Source organism: Mumia flava (assembly GCF_002797495.1).
GTDB lineage: Bacteria > Actinomycetota > Actinomycetes > Propionibacteriales > Nocardioidaceae > Mumia > Mumia flava.
The window spans coordinates 695,127-713,387 of record NZ_PGEZ01000001.1 but is presented as its reverse complement, the minus strand read 5'-3'; the positions used below and the strand labels follow the sequence as shown (position 1 = coordinate 713,387).

General features: G+C 72.1%; 16 protein-coding genes and 1 tRNA gene. 11 read left to right on the top strand and 6 right to left on the bottom strand.

Annotation, left to right across the window (positions count from 1 at the left end; all coding sequences use genetic code 11):
- Positions 1–129: 129 nt before the first annotated feature.
- The 3 genes from CLV56_RS03405 (at position 130) to CLV56_RS03395 (ending at position 3,135) form a co-directional block, all read left to right on the top strand.
- Positions 130–534, top strand: a complete 405-nt coding sequence (locus CLV56_RS03405) for a hypothetical protein (protein ID WP_170224738.1) — start codon at positions 130–132, stop codon at positions 532–534.
- A 237-nt stretch (positions 535–771) separates the two neighbouring features.
- On the top strand, positions 772–1,944 hold the full coding sequence (locus tag CLV56_RS03400) for an NAD(P)-dependent malic enzyme (protein WP_100414384.1): 1,173 nt from the start codon (positions 772–774) through the stop codon (positions 1,942–1,944).
- 222 nt (positions 1,945–2,166) lie between these two features.
- Positions 2,167–3,135: a zinc-binding dehydrogenase gene (locus CLV56_RS03395; RefSeq protein WP_039342177.1), complete on the top strand. Its 969-nt coding sequence runs from the start codon at positions 2,167–2,169 to the stop codon at positions 3,133–3,135.
- A gap of 509 nt (positions 3,136–3,644) precedes the next feature.
- Here CLV56_RS03395 and CLV56_RS20790 read toward each other — a convergent pair.
- From CLV56_RS20790 to CLV56_RS03380, 4 genes are all read right to left on the bottom strand, one after another.
- A complete protein-coding gene (locus CLV56_RS20790) occupies positions 3,645–3,821 on the bottom strand; it encodes a DUF6104 family protein (RefSeq protein WP_170224752.1) in 177 nt (58 codons plus the stop codon).
- Positions 3,822–3,850: 29 nt separating this feature from the next.
- On the bottom strand, positions 3,851–7,594 hold the full coding sequence (locus CLV56_RS03390; RefSeq protein ID WP_425437710.1) for a multifunctional oxoglutarate decarboxylase/oxoglutarate dehydrogenase thiamine pyrophosphate-binding subunit/dihydrolipoyllysine-residue succinyltransferase subunit: 3,744 nt from the start codon (positions 7,592–7,594) through the stop codon (positions 3,851–3,853).
- Between the two features lie 159 nt (positions 7,595–7,753).
- Positions 7,754–8,323: a hypothetical protein gene (locus CLV56_RS03385; protein WP_157805047.1), complete on the bottom strand. Its 570-nt coding sequence runs from the start codon at positions 8,321–8,323 to the stop codon at positions 7,754–7,756.
- Between the two features lie 10 nt (positions 8,324–8,333).
- Positions 8,334–8,690 (bottom strand): ArsR/SmtB family transcription factor, encoded by a 357-nt coding sequence (locus CLV56_RS03380; RefSeq protein ID WP_039342171.1) that lies wholly within the window; start codon positions 8,688–8,690, stop codon positions 8,334–8,336.
- 112 nt (positions 8,691–8,802) lie between these two features.
- On the opposite strand from CLV56_RS03380, the gene CLV56_RS03375 reads away from it, so the two are divergent.
- Positions 8,803–9,219 carry an arsenate reductase ArsC gene (locus CLV56_RS03375; protein WP_039342168.1) on the top strand — a complete coding sequence of 139 codons (417 nt, stop codon included), beginning with the start codon at positions 8,803–8,805 and terminating at the stop codon, positions 9,217–9,219.
- Between the two features lie 84 nt (positions 9,220–9,303).
- Here CLV56_RS03375 and CLV56_RS03370 read toward each other — a convergent pair.
- Positions 9,304–9,375 (bottom strand) — tRNA-Arg (locus CLV56_RS03370).
- A 92-nt stretch (positions 9,376–9,467) separates the two neighbouring features.
- Here CLV56_RS03370 and CLV56_RS03365 point away from each other — a divergent pair.
- The 3 genes from CLV56_RS03365 to lysA are packed head-to-tail and all read left to right on the top strand — an operon-like array spanning position 9,468 to position 13,005.
- Positions 9,468–9,872: a response regulator gene (locus CLV56_RS03365; RefSeq protein WP_039342165.1), complete on the top strand. Its 405-nt coding sequence runs from the start codon at positions 9,468–9,470 to the stop codon at positions 9,870–9,872.
- Between the two features lie 54 nt (positions 9,873–9,926).
- Positions 9,927–11,588 carry an arginine--tRNA ligase gene (gene argS / locus CLV56_RS03360; protein ID WP_039342162.1) on the top strand — a complete coding sequence of 554 codons (1,662 nt, stop codon included), beginning with the start codon at positions 9,927–9,929 and terminating at the stop codon, positions 11,586–11,588.
- A gap of 19 nt (positions 11,589–11,607) precedes the next feature.
- The gene (gene lysA, locus CLV56_RS03355) at positions 11,608–13,005 is read left to right on the top strand and encodes a diaminopimelate decarboxylase (protein ID WP_039342160.1); all 1,398 of its coding nucleotides are present in this window, start codon (positions 11,608–11,610) and stop codon (positions 13,003–13,005) included.
- 7 nt (positions 13,006–13,012) lie between these two features.
- Here the strand turns inward: lysA and CLV56_RS03350 are convergent, their stop codons facing one another.
- A complete protein-coding gene (locus CLV56_RS03350) occupies positions 13,013–14,320 on the bottom strand; it encodes an MFS transporter (RefSeq protein WP_100414382.1) in 1,308 nt (435 codons plus the stop codon).
- 91 nt (positions 14,321–14,411) lie between these two features.
- Here CLV56_RS03350 and CLV56_RS03345 point away from each other — a divergent pair, with 91 nt between their 5' ends.
- The 4 genes from CLV56_RS03345 (at position 14,412) to thrB (ending at position 18,162) form a co-directional block, all read left to right on the top strand.
- Positions 14,412–14,795, top strand: a complete 384-nt coding sequence (locus CLV56_RS03345; protein ID WP_039342157.1) for a MerR family transcriptional regulator — start codon at positions 14,412–14,414, stop codon at positions 14,793–14,795.
- Between the two features lie 84 nt (positions 14,796–14,879).
- Positions 14,880–16,193 (top strand): homoserine dehydrogenase, encoded by a 1,314-nt coding sequence (locus CLV56_RS03340; protein WP_039342154.1) that lies wholly within the window; start codon positions 14,880–14,882, stop codon positions 16,191–16,193.
- A complete protein-coding gene (thrC, locus tag CLV56_RS03335; RefSeq protein WP_039342150.1) occupies positions 16,190–17,269 on the top strand; it encodes a threonine synthase in 1,080 nt (359 codons plus the stop codon). The genes CLV56_RS03340 and thrC overlap by 4 nt, the downstream gene beginning before the upstream one ends.
- Positions 17,266–18,162 carry a homoserine kinase gene (gene thrB / locus CLV56_RS03330; protein WP_039342147.1) on the top strand — a complete coding sequence of 299 codons (897 nt, stop codon included), beginning with the start codon at positions 17,266–17,268 and terminating at the stop codon, positions 18,160–18,162. Before thrC ends, thrB begins: the two co-directional genes overlap by 4 nt.
- Positions 18,163–18,261: the final 99 nt, after the last annotated feature.

Below are 18,261 nucleotides of genomic sequence, written 5' to 3'. Positions count from 1 at the left end.
GTGCAAGGGGGGAATCGTGGAACTCATCACCGTCTCGGGCGCCGTGATCGGGCGCCGCACAACGGCAATATGATCGTCGCAAGAAACGCGGGTTAACACAAGAGCAATACAGCCGAAGGAGCTTGTCTCGTGGGTCACACTTCCCGCGCACGTCCGACCCGCCTCACAGTAGCGGTGGTGGTGCTCGCCGTCGAGGCGTTGTCACTGCTCGTTTTCGCGGGATTCGACCTCGCAGCGGTGCGGCACGGCCAGGTCGTGCTGGCCGTGGGCACGACGATGTTCTTCGTCGGCTACGCAGGCCTCCAGCTCGCGACGGGGTGGGCGCTGTGGACGCTGCGGTCGTGGGGGCGTGCCCCAGCAGTCTTCACCCAGCTGGTGCAGCTCGGCCTGGCCTGGGGGTTGCGCGAGACCGCGCCGCCGTTGAGCGGGCTGCTGACGATCGCGGCGGCGGTGGTGCTGTTCGGAGTCCTGTCGGCGCCCAGCCGCCGCGCGCTCGCCGACGCCGGCACCCCGGAGGCGCCGTCGCACGGGTGAGACGCGCGTCTCTGTTCCACCGACGCGGTCCGACCCGTCAGAGCGGTGTGGTTCAATAGTGGCGGGGTAACCCCCCGTCTTCGCGCTCCCGCGATCCGACCGGTCGCGTGCGGAGCCTTCATCCCTTTCCTTCGCGGTGCCAGGACTCTGCTTCCGTCTCGACGTGAGACGGTGGGCCCGGCCCCGTTCTTCGTCTCCCTTGTGAGGTTTGTCGTGGTTGCCGAGTTTGTCGACCGTATGGTGGGTTCGCCGAAGTTCGCCGGGGATCCGGTCTTCGACGTACACCGGGGCGGGAAGATGGCGATCTCGAGCACCGTAGCCCTGCGCGACGCCGACGATCTCTCGCTCTCGTACACCCCGGGTGTCGCCCGCGTGTGCGAGGCGATCGCTGAGGATCCGGCCGTCGCCGACGACTACACCTGGGTCCCGAACACCGTTGCGGTCGTGACCGACGGGTCGGCCGTCCTCGGGCTCGGCGACATCGGCCCGAAGGCCTCGCTGCCGGTGATGGAGGGCAAGGCCGTCCTGTTCAAGCAGTTCGGTGGTGTCGACGCGATCCCGCTGGCACTGGACGTGCGCGACGTCGACGCGTTCGTCGACACCGTTGCTCGGATGGCGCCCAGCTTCGGGGGGATCAACCTCGAGGACATCGCCGCACCGCGGTGCTTCGAGATCGAGGCGGCACTCCAGGCTCGCGTGGACATCCCGGTCTTCCACGACGACCAGCACGGCACCGCGATCGTGACGTTGGCCGCCCTCTTCAATGCACTCCGACTGACCGGTCGCCGCGAGGAGGACACCTCCGTCGTGATCTCCGGCGCCGGTGCCGCGGGCGTCGCGATCGCACGGATCCTGCTCGCGAGCGGTGTCCGGCGGATCGCCCTGGTCGACCGCAAGGGCGTGATCCATCCCGGACGCGACGACCTGACGCCGATCAAGGCTGAGATGGCCTACGAGACCAGCGAGTGGGGCCGGCGCGGGTCGCTGGCCGACGCGCTCGAGGGCGCCGACGTGTTCATCGGGGTGTCGGGCGGTTCCGTGCCGGAGTCCGCGATCGAGCGGATGGCCGACGACGCGATCGTGTTCGCTCTGGCGAACCCGACGCCCGAGGTCCACCCGGACATCGCGCGCCGGCACGCCCGCGTCGTCGCGACCGGGCGCTCGGACTACCCGAACCAGATCAACAACGTCCTCGCCTTCCCCGGTGTCTTCCGCGGCGCGCTCGACGTGCGGGCCAGCCGCGTCACGGAGTCGATGAAGGTCGCTGCGGCGCGTGCGCTGTCCGACCTGGTCGGCGACGCACTCAGCGAGGCGTACGTGATCCCGTCGCCGTTCGACGAGCGTGTGGCGCCGGCGGTCGCCGGTGCGGTCGCCGACGCGGCGCGCGCTGCCGGCGTCGCCCGCCGGTAGGCGTACGCCCCACCGACCGCCCCGCACCGCCCGCCCCGCACCGCCCGCCCGAGCTGACAGCCCGCAGGGCACCGCGCGGCCGCTGGAGACTCCCCAGCCGGCTACGGAGTTCCTCACCGGGCTACGGAAGTCTCCCGCGCCAGGTGAAGGACTCCCCAGCCGGCTGGGGAGACTCCACGGCGCGGTGGGCACTGGGCGGTGGGCGGTCGGTAGGGTGCCGACATGTTCGCCGTGTATGCATCCTCGTTCAGCAACGACGACCCGCTGTCCGGCCTCGTCCTCGGGGAGCGCCCCGAGCCCGACGTACCCGAGGGGTGGACGACGGTCCGGGTCAAGGCTGCGTCGCTCAACCACCACGACCTGTGGTCCCTGAAGGGGGTCGGGCTGCGCGAGGAGGCGCTGCCGATGATCCTCGGCTGCGACGCCGCAGGGTACGACGCCGACGGCAACGAAGTGGTCGTGCACGCCGTGATCAGCGACCCGTCGTGGTCCGGGGACGAGACGCACGACCCGAAGCGCTCGCTGCTCTCGGAGCGCTACCAGGGCACGTTCGCCGACGTCGTCGCCGTGCCGAGGCGCAACGTCGTCCCGAAGCCGGCGGGACTGTCGTTCGAGGAGGCAGCCTGCCTCCCGACCGCCTGGCTCACCGCGTACCGCATGCTCTTCACGCAGTCCGGGCTCAAGCCGGGGGACTCCGTGCTGGTGCAAGGCGCCGGAGGCGGCGTCGCGACCGCGCTGGTGACCCTCGCCCGCGCCGCGGGACTGCGTGTCTTCGCCACCAGCCGCGACGAGGCCAAGCGTGCCCGGGCGCTCGAGATCGGCGCGCACGAGGTGTTCGAGTCGGGGGCACGGCTGCCCGTGAAGGTCGACGCCGTGATGGAGACGGTCGGCGCGGCGACCTGGTCGCACTCGGTCAAGTCGCTCAAGCCCGGCGGCACGATCGTGATCGCCGGCGCGACGTCGGGTCCGAACCCCTCGCAGGCCGAGCTCACCCGGATCTTCTTCCTCCAGCTGCGGATCCAGGGATCGACGATGGGGACGCGGACCGAGCTCGCGCAGCTCGTGGAGATGCTCGACGCGACCGGCACCCGTCCCCTGATCGACGACGTGATCCCGATGACCGAGGCACAGCGGGCCTTCCAGGCGGTCGCCGACGGCGACGTGTTCGGGAAGATCGTCCTGACCCGCTGAGCGGGCGCGGCACTTGCGTCGGAGGCCCGTACGGCGGGCGTCGGAGGCCCGTACGGCGGGTTGCTGCGTCGCGCGCCACCACCTGCGTACGGACCGCGGGGACGGACGTGCCTGCGTACGGACCGCGGGAACGGACGTGCCTGCGTACGACACCGGGAGGTGGTTCGAACGCAGGCACGTCGGTGATGGCGTTCCCGCGGTGGACGGAGATGCCTGCATCGCGACCGGCTCGCGGTTGCCATCGCAGGCACGTGCGGTGCGTCGTGGCGACGCTGGCGCTGGCGCTGGCGCTGGCGCTGGCGCTGGCGCGGGCGCGGCTGCATCAGTGCGGCCGATCGAGGGCATCACACGCCCTGGATCCGCCGCACTGTGCGTCGGAGGCCCGTACGGCGGGTTGCTGCGTCGCGCGCCACCACCTGCATTCGGACGGCGGGGACGGACGTGCCTGCGTACGACACCGGGAGGTGGTTCGGACGCAGGCACGTGCGGTGATGGCGTGGGCGGAGCGGCTACTCGTCCTCGTCGTCGAGTCGCGCGAGCCAGGTCGCGAGGCGCTCGACCGGCACCTCGAACTCGGGGTGGACGTCGACGAACTCCGTCAGGCGCTCGGCCAGCCAGGCGAGGGAGACCTCCTCGTCCCCTCGCCGGCCGGCGAGCTCCTCGATCCCACGATCGGTGAAGTACACGCGACTCCTCGGGCCCTCGGCCCCTCGACTCAGGCGAACGCCTGCGACATCAGCGTCTTGTTCTCTTCGACGTGCCGCTTGTGGTTGCCCACCGACGGCGCCGCCGACGCGTCCCGCGACACCCGCACCATCGGCAGCTCCAGCTCGGGCGCCAGGTTGAGGGCCATGAACGGCCACGGGCCCTGGTTCGCGGGCTCGTCCTGGACCCAGCGGACCTCCTGGGCGTTGGGGTAGCTCGACAGCTCCTGGCGGACCTCGTCCAGCGGGAGCGGGTAGAGCTGCTCGAGCCGCAGGATCGCGGTCTTCGAGAGCCCCTCCTCGGCCTTCGCCCGCGCAGCGAGCAGGTCGTAGGCGACGCGGCCGGAGGTGAGGATCACCCGCTCGACGGCGTTGCGGTCGAGCTCGGCCGGGTCGGGCAGCACGGGACGGAACGTCCCCTCGGTGAACTCCTCGGGCATCGACGTCGCCGCCTTGAGCCGCAGGAGCTGCTTCGGCGTGAACACGACCAGCGGACGGTGCTCGCTGCCGAGCGCCTGGCGTCGCAGGAGGTGGAAGTACGACGCCGGGGTCGACGGCTGCGCGACCGTGATCGCGTCCTCCGCGCCGAGCTGCAGGAAGCGCTCGATCCGGGCCGAGGAGTGGTCCGGCCCTTGACCCTCGTAGCCGTGCGGCAGGAGCAGCACGACGCCGGACTTCTGGCCCCACTTCGCCTCACCGGCGGAGATGTACTCGTCGATCACCGACTGGGCGCCGTTCACGAAGTCACCGAACTGCGCCTCCCACAGCGTCAGCGCCTCGGGACGTGCCACCGAGTAGCCGTACTCGAAGCCGAGCGCGGCGTACTCGGACAGCAGCGAGTCGTAGATGTAGAACGTGCCCTGGTCGCTGCCGAGGTGCTGCAGCGGCGTCCACTCGGCACCGCACCGGCGATCGATGATCGTCGCGAAGCGCTGCGAGAACGTCCCACGGCGCGAGTCCTGGCCCGCGAGCCGGACCGGACGGCCGTCGAGCAGCAGCGAACCGAACGCGATGATCTCGCCCGTGCCCCAGTCGATCGGACCGGCCGTGATCGACGCGGCGCGACGCTGCAGCTGGGGGAGCACCTTCGGATGCACCGAGAAGGCCTCGGGGACGTTCGTGTACGACTCGGCGACGGCCTTCAGAGCCTCCGGAGTCGTCGACGTCTCCACGACGCCCGCGGGCTTGGCCGGGTACTCGGGCGAGGTCTGGTACTCCTCGGGCATGCTCGCCTCGGCGAAGACCCGCTGGAGCTGGTCCTGGTAGTCCTTCAGCGCGCCCTCGGCCTCGTCCACCGTGATGTCGCCGCGGCCGACCAGCGCCGAGGTGTAGAGGACGCGGACCGACTTCTTCGACTCGATCACGTCGTACATCTGGGGCTGGGTGAAGCTCGGGTCGTCGCCCTCGTTGTGGCCGCGCTTGCGGTAGCAGATCAGGTCGATCACGACGTCGCGGTTGAACGCCTTGCGGTACTCGAACGCGAGCTGCGCGACCCGGATGCACGCCTCGGGGTCGTCGCCGTTCACGTGGAAGATCGGTGCCTGGACCATCCGCGCGACGTCGGTCGCGTACGTCGAGGAGCGCGACGACGACGGCGAGGTGGTGAAGCCGACCTGGTTGTTCACGATCACGTGGACGGTGCCGCCGGTGCGGTAGCCGCGCAGCTGCGAGAGGTTCAGGGTCTCCGCGACCACGCCCTGGCCGGCGAACGCGGCGTCGCCGTGGACGAGCAGCGGCAGGATCGGGAACTCCTCGCCGCGGTTGAGCCGGTCCTGCTTGGCCCGCGTGATGCCCTCGAGGATCGGGTCGACGACCTCGAGGTGGGACGGGTTCGCGGCCACGGAGACCTTGATCGCGTCGCCGTTGGCCGCGGTGAACTCGCCCTCCACGCCGAGGTGGTACTTGACGTCACCCGAGCCCTGGACGGTCCGCGGGTCGATGTTGCCCTCGAACTCGCGGAACACGTAGCCAGGGTTCTTGCCCGCGATGTTCACGAGGACGTTCAGGCGCCCGCGGTGCGCCATCCCGATGCAGACCTCCTCGAGACCGTCGGCCGCCGCGGCCTCGCAGATCTCGTCGAGCAGCGGGATCATCGTCTCCGAGCCCTCGAGGCTGAAGCGCTTCTGTCCGACGAACTTCGTCTGCAGGAACGTCTCGAACGCCTCGGCCTGGTTGAGCTTGTGCAGGATCCGCAGCTGCTCGGTGCGCGGGGGCTTCGTGTGCGCCCGCTCCACGCGCTCCTGGATCCACAGCCGCTGGTCGGGGTCCTGGATGTGCATGTACTCGATGCCGACCGTGCGGACGTAGGAGTCGCGCAGGATGCCGAGGATCTCGCGCAGCTTCATGAACCGCTTCTCGTCACCGCCGAACGACCCGGTCGCGAACTCGCGCTCGAGGTCCCACAGCGTCAGGCCGTGGGAGGAGATGTCGAGGTCGGGGTGGCTGCGAGGGGAGTGGTCCAGCGGGTTGGTGTCCGCCATCAGGTGGCCGCGGACGCGGAACGCGTGGATCAGCTCGAGCACCCGCGCCTGCCGGTGCACCTGGTCGTCGTGGCTGACCGCGATGTCGCGTGCCCAGCGCACCGGCTCGTACGGGATCCGCAGCGCGGCGAAGATCTCGTCGTAGAAGCCGTCGCCGCCGAGCAGGAGATCGCTGACGCGGCGCAGGAAGTCGCCGGACTGGGCGCCCTGGATCACGCGGTGGTCGTACGTCGACGTGAGCGTCATCATCTTCGAGATCGCCTGGCTGGCGATCGTGTGCTCGGAGGCTCCGAGGAACTCCGGCGGGTAGTCCATCGAGCCGACGCCGATGATCGCGCCCTGCCCGGCCATCAGCCGCGGCACCGAGTGGTTCGTGCCGATCGTGCCCGGGTTGGTGAGGCTGATCGTGGTGCCCTGGAAGTCGGCGACGGTCAGCTTGTTGTTGCGCGCCTTGTCGACGACGTTCTCGTACGCCGTCCAGAACTGCGCGAAGTTCATCGTGTCGGCCTGCTTGATCGACGGAACCAGCAGCTGGCGCGTCCCGTCCGGCTTCGGCAGGTCGATCGCGAGACCGAGGTTGATGTGCTCGGGCTTGAGCATGGTGGGCTTGCCGTCGGCGACCTCGAAGCCCGTGTTCATCTCGGGCATCGCGCGCAGCGCCTTGACCAGGGCGTACCCGATCAGGTGGGTGAACGACACCTTGCCGCCGCGTGCGCGGGCGAGGTGGTTGTTGATCACGATCCGGTTGTCGATCAGCAGCTTGACCGGGACCGACCGCACGCTGGTGGCCGTCGGCACCGCCAGGCTGGCGTCCATGTTCGCGGCCGTACGGGCCGGGGCGCCGCGGAGCACGACCCGCTCGACGTCGCCGGCGGGCTTGGCCGGCTCCGACTTCGCGGCGGCCTTCGGGGTCGGGGTCTTGGCGTCCGAGGCGGGCTTCGACTCGGCCTTCGGCGCGGCGGGCTTCGACTCGGCCTGCTTCGACTCGGCCTTCGGCGCGGCGGCCTTCGAGTCGGCCTTCGGCGGCTCGGCCTCGCGTGCGGCGTGCTTCGGCGCGGCGGGCTCGGACGGCTCGCTCGGCGTCGTCGCCGCCTTCGGCTGCGCGGAGCGGCTGCCGTTCGAGCCGGTCGGGATCTCACCGCCCTCGAACAGCTTCTTCCACGACGCGTCGACCGCCGACGGATCCTTGCGGTAGCGCTCGTACATCTCCTCGACGAGCCACTGGTTGGTGCCAAAGTCTGGCAGGGCGCTGTCGCTCTCGGCCACGGCCTCGATCGCCTCTTCCGGGTTGTCCACTCTGATGTCGCCGCCCACGGGGCATACGCGTACAAGAGTAGACCCCGACAACAGGGTCGCCATCTCCGGTACCACAGGGTGGTGTGGCTCACAAGGGCCGTGATGGCACTGTGATCGCGGAGGCCCTCTTCGGTGGGGTCAGCCGCGCTCGCGCACGTGCTCGCGCGCCGCGCGGACGAACGTGGCGAACGCCGACCGGCTGGAGCCGAGCCAGGGCACGACACGCTCCGTCATCCACGCCTGCGCCTCCTGTGGCGCGTCGGCGAGCCGGGCCCGGGCCTCGAGCCGACGCCAGGCTCGTTCGAGCTCGGCGACCGCCTCGTCGTAGCGCAGCACCGCCTCGTACGCATCGGGTCGGGCGAGGCCGCGCAGGTCCGCGGCGCGTGTGGCGCGCTCGACGAACCGCGCGGTGCCCGGGCTGCGGACGTCGTCCACGAGGCGGGTCGACTGCCGGTCGGGATCGCCGTCGCGGCGCGCGAGCCAGGCGTCGAGGACCGCATCGTGGCGCTGCTGCGCGCGCCGGTGCGCCTCCGCGAACCAACGCCGGGCGCGGCGGCGGTAGACCACCTCGTCGGCTCCGAGCGCCGCGGCGCAGCCGCCGAGCGCGATGACGGCGAGCACGGGGCCGGCCGCGGCCAGGCCGACGAGCCCGGACGTCGCGAGCCAGGCGCACCACACCGACCCGCGGTTCGGCCGACTCGCTCTCATGCGCCCCAGCCTACGCGTCGGCGGGCTCCGCGAGGGCCCGAGCGAGCATCTGCAGGGCGTCGTCGGCGACCCGGTAGTACGCCCAGCGGCCGCGCTGCTCGCGCGTGACGAGCCCGGCGTCGCCGAGCACCTTCATGTGGTGGGAGACCGTGGGCTGGCTCAGCGCGACGGGCTCGGTCAGGTCGCACACACAGGCCTCGCGCTCCTCGGTCGCGGCGATCAACGACAGCAGGCGGACGCGGGTCGGGTCCCCGAGCGCCTTGAACATGGACGCGAGCCGGTCCGCCGTGGCCTCGTCGAGCGCACCCCCGGTGAGCGTCGAGCAGCAGGAAGCGACGCCGGAGATCACGGGGACCGAGGTGCTCATGGCCCGATCCTGCCACACGCATTGACATTCGTCGATCAATCGTCGAGGGTCGGTCCTGTCGATCGGCCGTGATGGCCTGGGGCGTCCGTCCACTCCCGAGGAGACCTCTTCCATGACCACCCCGACAGTGCCCAGCGTGCTGTTCGTCTGTGTCCACAACGCCGGCCGCTCCCAGATGGCTGCCGGCTTCCTGCGCGAGCTCGCCGGCGACCGGGTGGAGGTGCTGTCGGCGGGCTCGAAGCCGGCCGAGACGATCAACCCGGTCGCGGTCGAGGCGATGGCCGAGGTCGGGATCGACATCACCGCCCAGCAGCCGCGTGTGCTCGATCCGGACGACGTCGAGCGTGCGGACGTCGTCGTCACGATGGGCTGCGGCGACGCGTGCCCGTACTTCCCCGGCACCCGCTACGAGGACTGGGTGCTCACGGACCCGGCCGGGCAGCCGCTCGACGTGGTCCGCGACGTGCGGGACGAGATCAGAGGACGCGTCGAGACCCTGCTCGGCGAGCTCGGCGTCGCGCGCGCCTGACGGAGCCCCGCGCCGTCCGCCGGGTGGCGTCCCTGGCATGCAGGAGGGCCGCCGACCCGTGCAGGTCGGCGGCCCTCCTCGCGGTGCCCCCGGCAGGATTCGAACCTGCGCACCCGGCTCCGGAGGCCGGTGCTCTATCCCCTGAGCTACGGGGGCCTGGCTCCACCGTACGTCGAGCGGCAGATCGGCCCGGCCCACCCTTGGCGAACCGCGTCAAACCGTACCGCACGGCGACTAGGGTTGCGTACGTGGCCTCCCATGTCTCACCGCCGCCGCGGGTCCTCGTCGTCGACGACACGGACTCCATCCGCCTGCTGATGCGCACGAACTTCGAGCTGGAGGGCTGGACGGTGCTCGAGGCGGCCGACGGGCTGGAGTGCCTCGACGTGGTCGTCGACACGCGACCGGACCTGATCACGATCGACGTGGTGATGCCGCGGATGGACGGCCTCGACACGATCCGTGCGCTCCGCTCCAACCCCCACACCCACGACATCCCGGTCGTGGTCGTCACCACCCAGGCCCAGGCGTACGACCTCCAGCGCGGACGCGACCTCGGCGTGGAGGCGTACGTCACCAAGCCGTTCGACCCCTGCGACCTGGTCGCGACCGTCCGCGAGGTGCTCGAGCTGTCGCGGGCGTCGGCCTCCTGACCGCGGCGCCGAGACCGAGAGATTGCGATTGACCGGCGTCGATACGATGGACCGGTGACTCCGGAACAGCTCTCTGCCGCCATCGTCGACGCCCTGGACGCGCTCGTGCGCGACGGCGTCCTGCGCCTCGACGAGGTGCCCGCCTCGGTGACGGTGGAGCGTCCGAAGGTCAAGGAGCACGGCGACTACGCCACGAACATCGCGCTCCAGCTCGCGAAGAAGGCGCAGATGCCGCCGCGTGAGCTCGCGGGCGCGCTCGCCGAGCGCCTCGGCGCGGCCGACGGCGTCGGCTCGGTCGAGGTCGCCGGTCCCGGCTTCCTGAACGTGCGGGTCGACACCGGCGCCCAGGGTGCGCTCGCCGGCGAGATCGTCCGCGAGGCGGGTGCGTACGGCCGCTCGGACGCGCTCGGCGGTGCCCCGGTCAACCTCGAGTTCATCTCGGCCAACCCGACCGGGCCCTTGCACCTCGGGCACACCCGGTGGGCCGTGGTCGGTGACGCGCTCGCGCGCGTCCTCGCGGCGGCCGGGGCGAAGGTCGCCACCGAGTTCTACGTGAACGACCGCGGCAACCAGATGGACAAGTTCGGCCAGTCCCTGATGGCCGTCGCGAACGGGCAGGCCGTCCCCGAGGACGGCTACCACGGCGCGTACGTCTCCGACCTCGCCGCCGAGGTCGTCGCCGGCGCGCCCGGGATCCTCGACCTGCCGGACGACGAGCAGCTGGTCGCGTTCCGGGAGAAGGGGTACGCACTCCAGCTGGCCCACCAGCAGGCCGACCTCGAGGGCTTCCGCACCCATTTCGACGTGTGGTTCTCCGAGCGGACGCTGATCACCTCCGGTGCGATCGAGCGGGCGTTCGCCGTGATCGAGCGCGAGGGCCACCTGTACGAGTCCGACGGCGCGACCTGGATGCGCACCACCGACTTCGCCGACGACAAGGACCGGGTCCTGGTCCGCGGCAACGGCGAGATGACGTACTTCGCTACGGACACCGCCTACTACCTGGACAAGCGCGCGCGTGGGTTCGAGCAGTGCATCTACCTGCTCGGCGCCGACCACCACGGCTACATCGGGCGGCTCCAGGCGATGGCCGCGTGCGCCGGCGACCGGCCCGGCTACAACCTCGAGGTGCTGATCGGCCAGCTCGTGAAGATCCTGTCCGACGGCCAGGAGCTGAAGCTCTCCAAGCGTGCGGGCACGATCGTCTCGCTCGCGGAGCTCGTGGACCTGGTCGGCGTGGACGCGCTGCGGTACACGCTGGCCCGTCACCCCGCGGACTCGCCGCTCACGCTCGACGTGGCGGAGATGACCCGGCAGAGCAGCGAGAACCCGGTCTACTACGTCCAGTATGCGCACGCGCGCCTCGCGAGCATCCTGCGCAACGGCGCTGCGCTCGGGCTGAGCCCGGACCCGCGCACCGCCGACCTGACGTTGCTGGAGACCGAGCGGGAGGGTGACCTGCTGCGGGCGCTCGCGGAGTTCCCGCGGGTGGTCGCGAAGGCCGCCGAGCTGCGTGAGCCCCACCGGGTCGCGCGCTACCTGGAGGACACCGCGGCGACGTTCCACAAGTTCTACGACGTGTGCCGGGTGCTGCCGCAGGCCGACGAGGAGCCCGGCCCCGTGCACGCCGCCCGGCTGGTGCTCGTCGCCGCCACCCGCACCGTCGTCGCGAACGGCCTCGATCTGCTCGGCGTCTCGGCGCCCGAGCGGATGTGACCGGCCCCGGAGGAGAAGCATGCGCGCGCACGAGGCCGGAGCCCTGCACGGACAGGCCGGGACCCGTGGTCCCGCCTGGCTGGCCAGGCCCGAGGACCCGAACGCCCTGGTGGAGCACCTGTGGTCGCAGAACGTCACGAAGGACGACGCGGGCGTCCTGCAGGTCGGTGGCGTCCGTGTCGACGAGGTCGCCGCGACCTACGGCACCCCGACGTACGTCGTGGACGAGTCCGACCTGCGCGCTCGCGCCCGGGCGTTCGCGGACGCGTTCGACGGCTGGGACGTGTACTACGCCGGCAAGGCGTTCCTGTGCACGGCGGTGGCCCGCTGGGTGACCGAGGAGGGGCTCAAGCTCGACGTCTGCACCGGTGGTGAGCTCGCGGTGGCGCTGCGGGCCGGGGTCGACCCGGCCGACATCGGCCTGCACGGCAACAACAAGTCGGTCCCCGAGATCCGGCAGGCGCTCGAGGTGGGGGTCGGCAAGATCATCGTCGACTCGTTCGAGGAGATCGACCGGATCAGTGCGCTCGCGTCGGAGCTCGGCGTCACCGCCCGCGTGATGGTCCGCGTGACGGCGGGGGTCGAGGCGCACACCCACGAGTACATCGCGACCGCGCACGAGGACCAGAAGTTCGGCCTGTCGATCACCGAGGGTGACGCGTTCGAGGCCGTACGGCGGGTGCTGGCCGACCCGGCGTTCGAGCTGGCCGGGCTGCACTCGCACATCGGCTCGCAGATCTTCGACACCGCGGGCTTCGAGGTCGCCGCCCACCGTGTGCTCGCGCTGCACGAGCGGATCGCCGTCGAGCTCGGTCACGTCTGCCCGGAGATGGACCTCGGCGGCGGCTACGGCATGGCGTACACGACCCAGGACGACCCGGCGACGCCCGCCCGGCTCGCCGAGGGCCTACGGACGATCGTCGAGCGCGAGTGCCGCGCCGCGGGGCTCGCGGTCCCGCGGTTGTCGATCGAACCCGGCCGGGCGATCGCCGGGCCGTCGACGTTCACCCTGTACGAGGTCGGGACGACCAAGGAGGTCGCGCTGGACGGCGGGGCGACGCGTCGTTACGTCGCGGTCGACGGTGGCATGAGCGACAACATCCGCACCGCGCTGTACGACGCCGACTACTCGTGCACGCTCGCGTCGCGCCGCTCCGACGCCGAGCCCGTGCTGAGCCGCGTCGTCGGCAAGCACTGCGAGGCGGGCGACATCGTGGTCAAGGACGAGTTCCTCCCCGGCGACGTCGCTCCCGGGGACCTGCTCGCGGTGCCCGGGACCGGCGCGTACTGCCGCTCGCTCGCGTCGACCTACAACCACGTGCCGCGTGCGGCGGTCGTGGCGGTACGCGACGGCGAGGCGCGCCTGATCGTCCGGCGCGAGACCACCGACGACCTGCTGCGCCTCGACGTCGGCTGACCTGCCCTCACCCCCTGACTCGGTGGCGACTGTCCCTCGCGACGCCGCTCCGACGTGCATCTGCCACCCCATCGCGGGGCAGGCGGGACCGCCGGGACAGCGCCAGTCGGGGGAGGGCCAGGCCGACTGCGGCGACGGCGACCAGGCCCGCGGCGAGGGGCGGGACCGCGTTCGGGCCGGAGCGTGCGACCACGTCGGCTGCGAGGGCGGCGCCGACGGCGATCCCGCCGTTGAACACCACCGGGATGAGGGCGCCGGCGAACGCCCGGTGCTCCGTACCGGCGCGCCGCAGGATCTCGGTCTGCGCCAGCGCGGGGAGCGACCCCGATGAGAGGCCCCACGCAGCGACGACCAGGAGACCCACGGCGGGTCCGACGCCGACCAGCGGGAGCGCGGCCAGTGCCCCGGCCGTCGCGGAGACGGCGACGACGAGCCCGGTGCGGGTGTGGCGGCCCGCCCGCGCGGCGAGCGCGATGCCGGCGGCCGACGTCACCCCGAACACGAGCAGCACGGTGCCCGTCCCTCCGGGCAGGCCCGCCAGGTCGTTCGTCAGGCGCGTGATGAAGGTGTAGGCCCCGTAGTGGCCGGCGAGCGCGAGGGCCAACCATCCCGTGAGGACGAGCACGGGTCGCACCGAACGCTGCGGACGGCCACCGCGAGCGCCGGCACGCGCCTCGTCCGCGGGTGCCGCGCCGTCCGCGGGTGCCGTGGCGCTGCGCCCGGGGGCGACCACGAGGCGCACGAGCAGGGCGACCAGCAGTGTCGCGGCGGCCAGCGCGACGAAGGCGGCACGCCAGCCGAGGTGGTCGGCGACGATCCGCGCGCCCGGCGTCCCGACGACCATCCCGGCGGTCGCGCCGCCGAGCACCACCGCGACGGCCGAGGCGAGCTGCCGGTCGTCGACCAGGTCGGCCACGTGCGCGTTCACGGTCGCCCACAGGACACCGACGGCCATCGCGCCGACGACGCGGGCCGCGGCCGCGGTGCCGTACGTCGGGGCGAGCGCTGATGCGAGCGAGGACGCCGCGAGCAGGACGAGGCTCGTCACGACGACGTCGCGCGGCTGCCAGCGGCGGGCGAGCCGTGCGAGCGGGAGGCTCGCGACCACGACCACGCCGGCCCACAGGGAGACCAGGCGGCCGGTACGGGCCTCGGAGACCCCCAGGCTGTCGCTGAGCGAGTCGAGCACGGCGGTCGGCAGCATCTCGGCGGTGACCATGACGAGCGTCGCGCCGGCGAGGACGAGCAAGGGTGCCCACGGGAGCGGGCCGCCGTGGGGTGGTGCACCGGGGTCGAGGGGTCTGGTGTCGGTCATGCTGCGACGCTAAAGTTTCACACTGATGTCAATGTCAAGGTCTGCTGGGTCACCATGGCCCGGACGGCGCGTCGCGAGGCTGGGGGACGGGATGAAGATCGGTGAGCTGGCGCAGCGGACGGGCGTGGCGCCTCGCCTGATCCGCTACTACGAGCAGCAGGGTCTGCTCCAGGCGGAGCGCGCACCGAACGGCTACCGCCGCTACACCGAGTCCGACGTCGAGCGGGTGGAGCGGGTGGCCGGGCTCGTTCGCGCCGGCGTCCCCACCCGGCTGGCGAAGGTCCTGCTCGACGCCGAGGACGCGCAGGAACGACGCGAGCCGACCTGCCCGGTGCAGGTGGCCGAGCAGCTCGCCGAGGAGCTCGAGGGGCTGGAGTCGCGGATCGCCTGCCTGACCCGCAGCCGCGACACGATCCGCACCTATCTGGCCCGGACACGGCACGAGGCGTTGCTCGCGTCCGCCGGACCGTCCTGATCCGGCCGGGTCCGAGCCTCGGAGCGCGAGCCCGCCGTACGGACAGGGCGCCGGACTGCGGCGTGGCACGACTAGTCTGGAGCGGTGACCGCGACACACGACAGCTTCCACACCCTGCGGGTCGCGCTGCTCGGACACGGTTCCGTCGGCAGCGAGGTCGCGCGGCTGCTCACCCGCGACGCCGACGAGTTGGCCCAGCGGGTCGGCGCCCGCCTCGAGCTCGTCGGGATCGCTGTGCGACGCCCGCGCAGCGACGGCGAGGGCGGACTGGACCCGGCCCTCTTCACGACCGACGCGATGGGGCTCGTCACCCGTGACGACGTCGACGTGGTGATCGAGCTGATCGGCGGCATCGAGCCTGCCCGCTCGCTGATCCTGGCCGCGCTCGAGCACGGTGCCTCCGTCGTGACCGGCAACAAGGCCCTGCTCGCCGAGGACGGCGAGACCCTCTCCCGGGCTGCGCAGGCCGCCGGGCGCGACCTGTCGTACGAGGCCGCCGTCGCGGGCGCGATCCCGATCGTCCGCCCGCTGCGCGAGTCGCTCACCGGCGACCACGTACGGCGGGTGCTGGGGATCGTGAACGGCACGACCAACTACATCCTGGACGCGATGACCACGTCGGGGAGCTCGTTCGTGGAGGCGCTCGACGACGCCCAGCGGCTGGGGTACGCCGAGGCCGACCCGACCGCCGACGTCGAGGGCTTCGACGCGGCCTCGAAGGCAGCGATCATCGCGAGTCTCGCGTTTCACACCCGAGTCACGATCGACGACGTGCACTGCGAGGGCATCACCGGCGTCACCTCGGCCGACATCGCCTCCGCCGCCGACATGGGCTGCGTCGTCAAGCTCCTCGCGATCTGCGACCGGACGCCGGACGGCCAGGCCGTCGCCGCCCGCGTCCACCCGGTGATGATCCCGGACGACCACCCGCTGGCGAGCGTGCGCGGCGCGTACAACGCCGTGTTCGTCGAGAGCGAGTCCGCCGGCAGGCTGATGTTCTACGGACCCGGTGCCGGCGGCGCCCCCACAGCGAGCGCCGTGCTCGGCGACCTGGTCGTGGCCGCCCGCAACCGCCTCCTCGGAGTCTGCGGCCCGCCCGAGCGCACCCACGCCGAGCGGACCGTGCTCGGGATCGGCGAGGCCCGCACCCGCTACCACATCGCGCTCGACGTCGACGACAAGGCGGGGGTGCTCGCGTCGGTCGCCCAGGTCTTCGCCGAGCACGAGGTCTCGATCTCGACCGTGCGCCAGGAGGGCCACGGAGACGACGCCCAGCTCGTCGTCGTCACCCACACCGCGACCGATGCCGCCCTGTCGCAGACCGTCGACCGCCTGCGTGACCTCCCGATGGTCCGCGACGTGTCCTCGGTGATGCGTGTCGAAGGAGAAGGACAGTGACCGTACAGCCGAGCGCCCACCCGTGGCGTGGAGTGATCGAGGAGTACCGCGACCGTCTCCCGGTCGGGCCCGACACCCCGGTGATCTCGCTGGGGGAGGGCGGCACCCCGCTCGTCTCGTCCGGCTGGCTGTCCGAGACGACCGGCTGCGACGTGTGGCTCAAGGTCGAGGGAAGCAACCCGACCGGATCCTTCAAGGACCGCGGGATGACCGCGGCGATCTCGGTTGCGGTCGCGGAGGGGGCCGAGGCCGTCGTGTGCGCCTCGACCGGCAACACCTCGGCGTCGATGGCCGCGTACGCAGCCAGGGCGGGCCTGCGTCCGCTCGTGCTCGTCCCCCAGGGCAAGATCGCCGCCGGCAAGATGGCCCAGGCCGTGATGTACGGATCGCACGTGATCCAGGTCCGCGGGGGCTTCGACGAGTGCCTGGACATCGCGCGCGGCCTCGCCGACGCGTACCCGGTGGCGCTGGTGAACTCCGTGAACCCGGTCCGCCTCCAGGGCCAGAAGACCGGCGCGTTCGAGATCGTCGACCGGCTCGGCGACGCGCCGGACCTGCACGTCATGCCGGTCGGCAACGCCGGCAACATCTCCGCGTACTGGCTGGGGTACGCCGAGTACGCCGACGAGGGCCTCGCGACCCGCCGCCCCCGGATGTGGGGGTTCCAGGCGGAGGGCGCCGCCCCGATCGTGCGTGGCGAGGTCGTGCCGCACCCCGAGACCGTCGCGACCGCGATCCGCATCGGCAACCCGGCCTCGTGGCATCTCGCCGTCGCGGCCCGTGACGAGTCCGGTGGGCGGATCGGTGCGGTCTCCGACGAGCAGATCCTGGCGGCGCAGCGCGAGCTCGCGCGCCGCGACGGGGTGTTCGTGGAGCCGGCGTCGGCGGCGGGGGTCGCCGGGCTGCTCGCGGCGCACGCGGCCGGGGACCTGGACCCGGGGCAGCGGATCTCGGTGGTCGTCACCGGCAACGGGCTCAAGGACGTGGACACCGCGCTGTCGGGGATCGGCTCGATCGTCGAGCAGGTCGTCGACGCGGACGTCCGCAAGGCGGCCGAGGTGGCCGGGCTCGCATGAGCGCCTTCGTCACCGGGCCGCGCACCGTCGTGGTCCCGGCGTCGAGCGCCAACCTCGGGCCGGGCTTCGACGCGCTCGGCCTCGCGCTCACCCTGTACGACGAGATCGAGCTCGAGGTCCGCGACCGCCCGGGTGTCGAGGTCGAGGTCGAGGGCATGGGCGCCGACGAGGTGCCTCGCGACGAGTCGCACCTCGTGGTCCGTTCGGCTCGTGCCGCGTTCGCGGCGTGCGGGCTGGAGCAGCCCGGGTTGCGTCTCCGCTGCACGAACCGCATCCCGCACGCCCGCGGGCTCGGGTCCTCCTCGGCCGCGATCGTGGGCGGGATCGTCGCCGCGCGGTCCGTGCTCGCCGACCCGGCGGCCCTCGACGACGCGGCCGCCCTGCGGCTGGCCGACCGCATCGAGGGGCATCCTGACAACGTCGCCGCGGCGCTGCTCGGCGGTCTGACGATCGCCTGGGGCGCGGCCGACGGCGCCCGGGCGATCCGGCTCCCGGTCGAGGCCGACGTCGTGGTGTACGTGCCGCCGACGCCCGTACGGACCGACGTCGCCCGTGGGTTGATCCCCGCAGGCATCCCGCACGAGGACGCCGCGCACGCTGCGGGCCGGGCCGCGCTGCTGGTCGCTGCCCTCCAGGGGCACGGCGACGCTCTGCTCGACGCGACCGAGGACCGGCTCCACCAGGGATTCCGCGCTCCCGCGATGCCGGACTCGCTGGCGCTGATCGAGCGGCTGCGCGCCGACGGGGTCCCCGCGGTCGTCTCGGGGGCCGGCCCGACGGTGCTCGCGTTCTGCACGGCGGAGCACCCCGCGGCGCCGCTCGCGGCCTGTGTTCCGGACGGCTGGGCGGTCCATCTGCTGGCCGTCGACACCGGCGGTGCGCGGCCGTCCTGACCACGCGCTCGCGCACCACCGTCGTCGGATCACGATTGGGTGACGGCGGACCCGTGGGGAACATCGCGGAGTAGCGCGGTGTTAGAGTCGACACAAGTG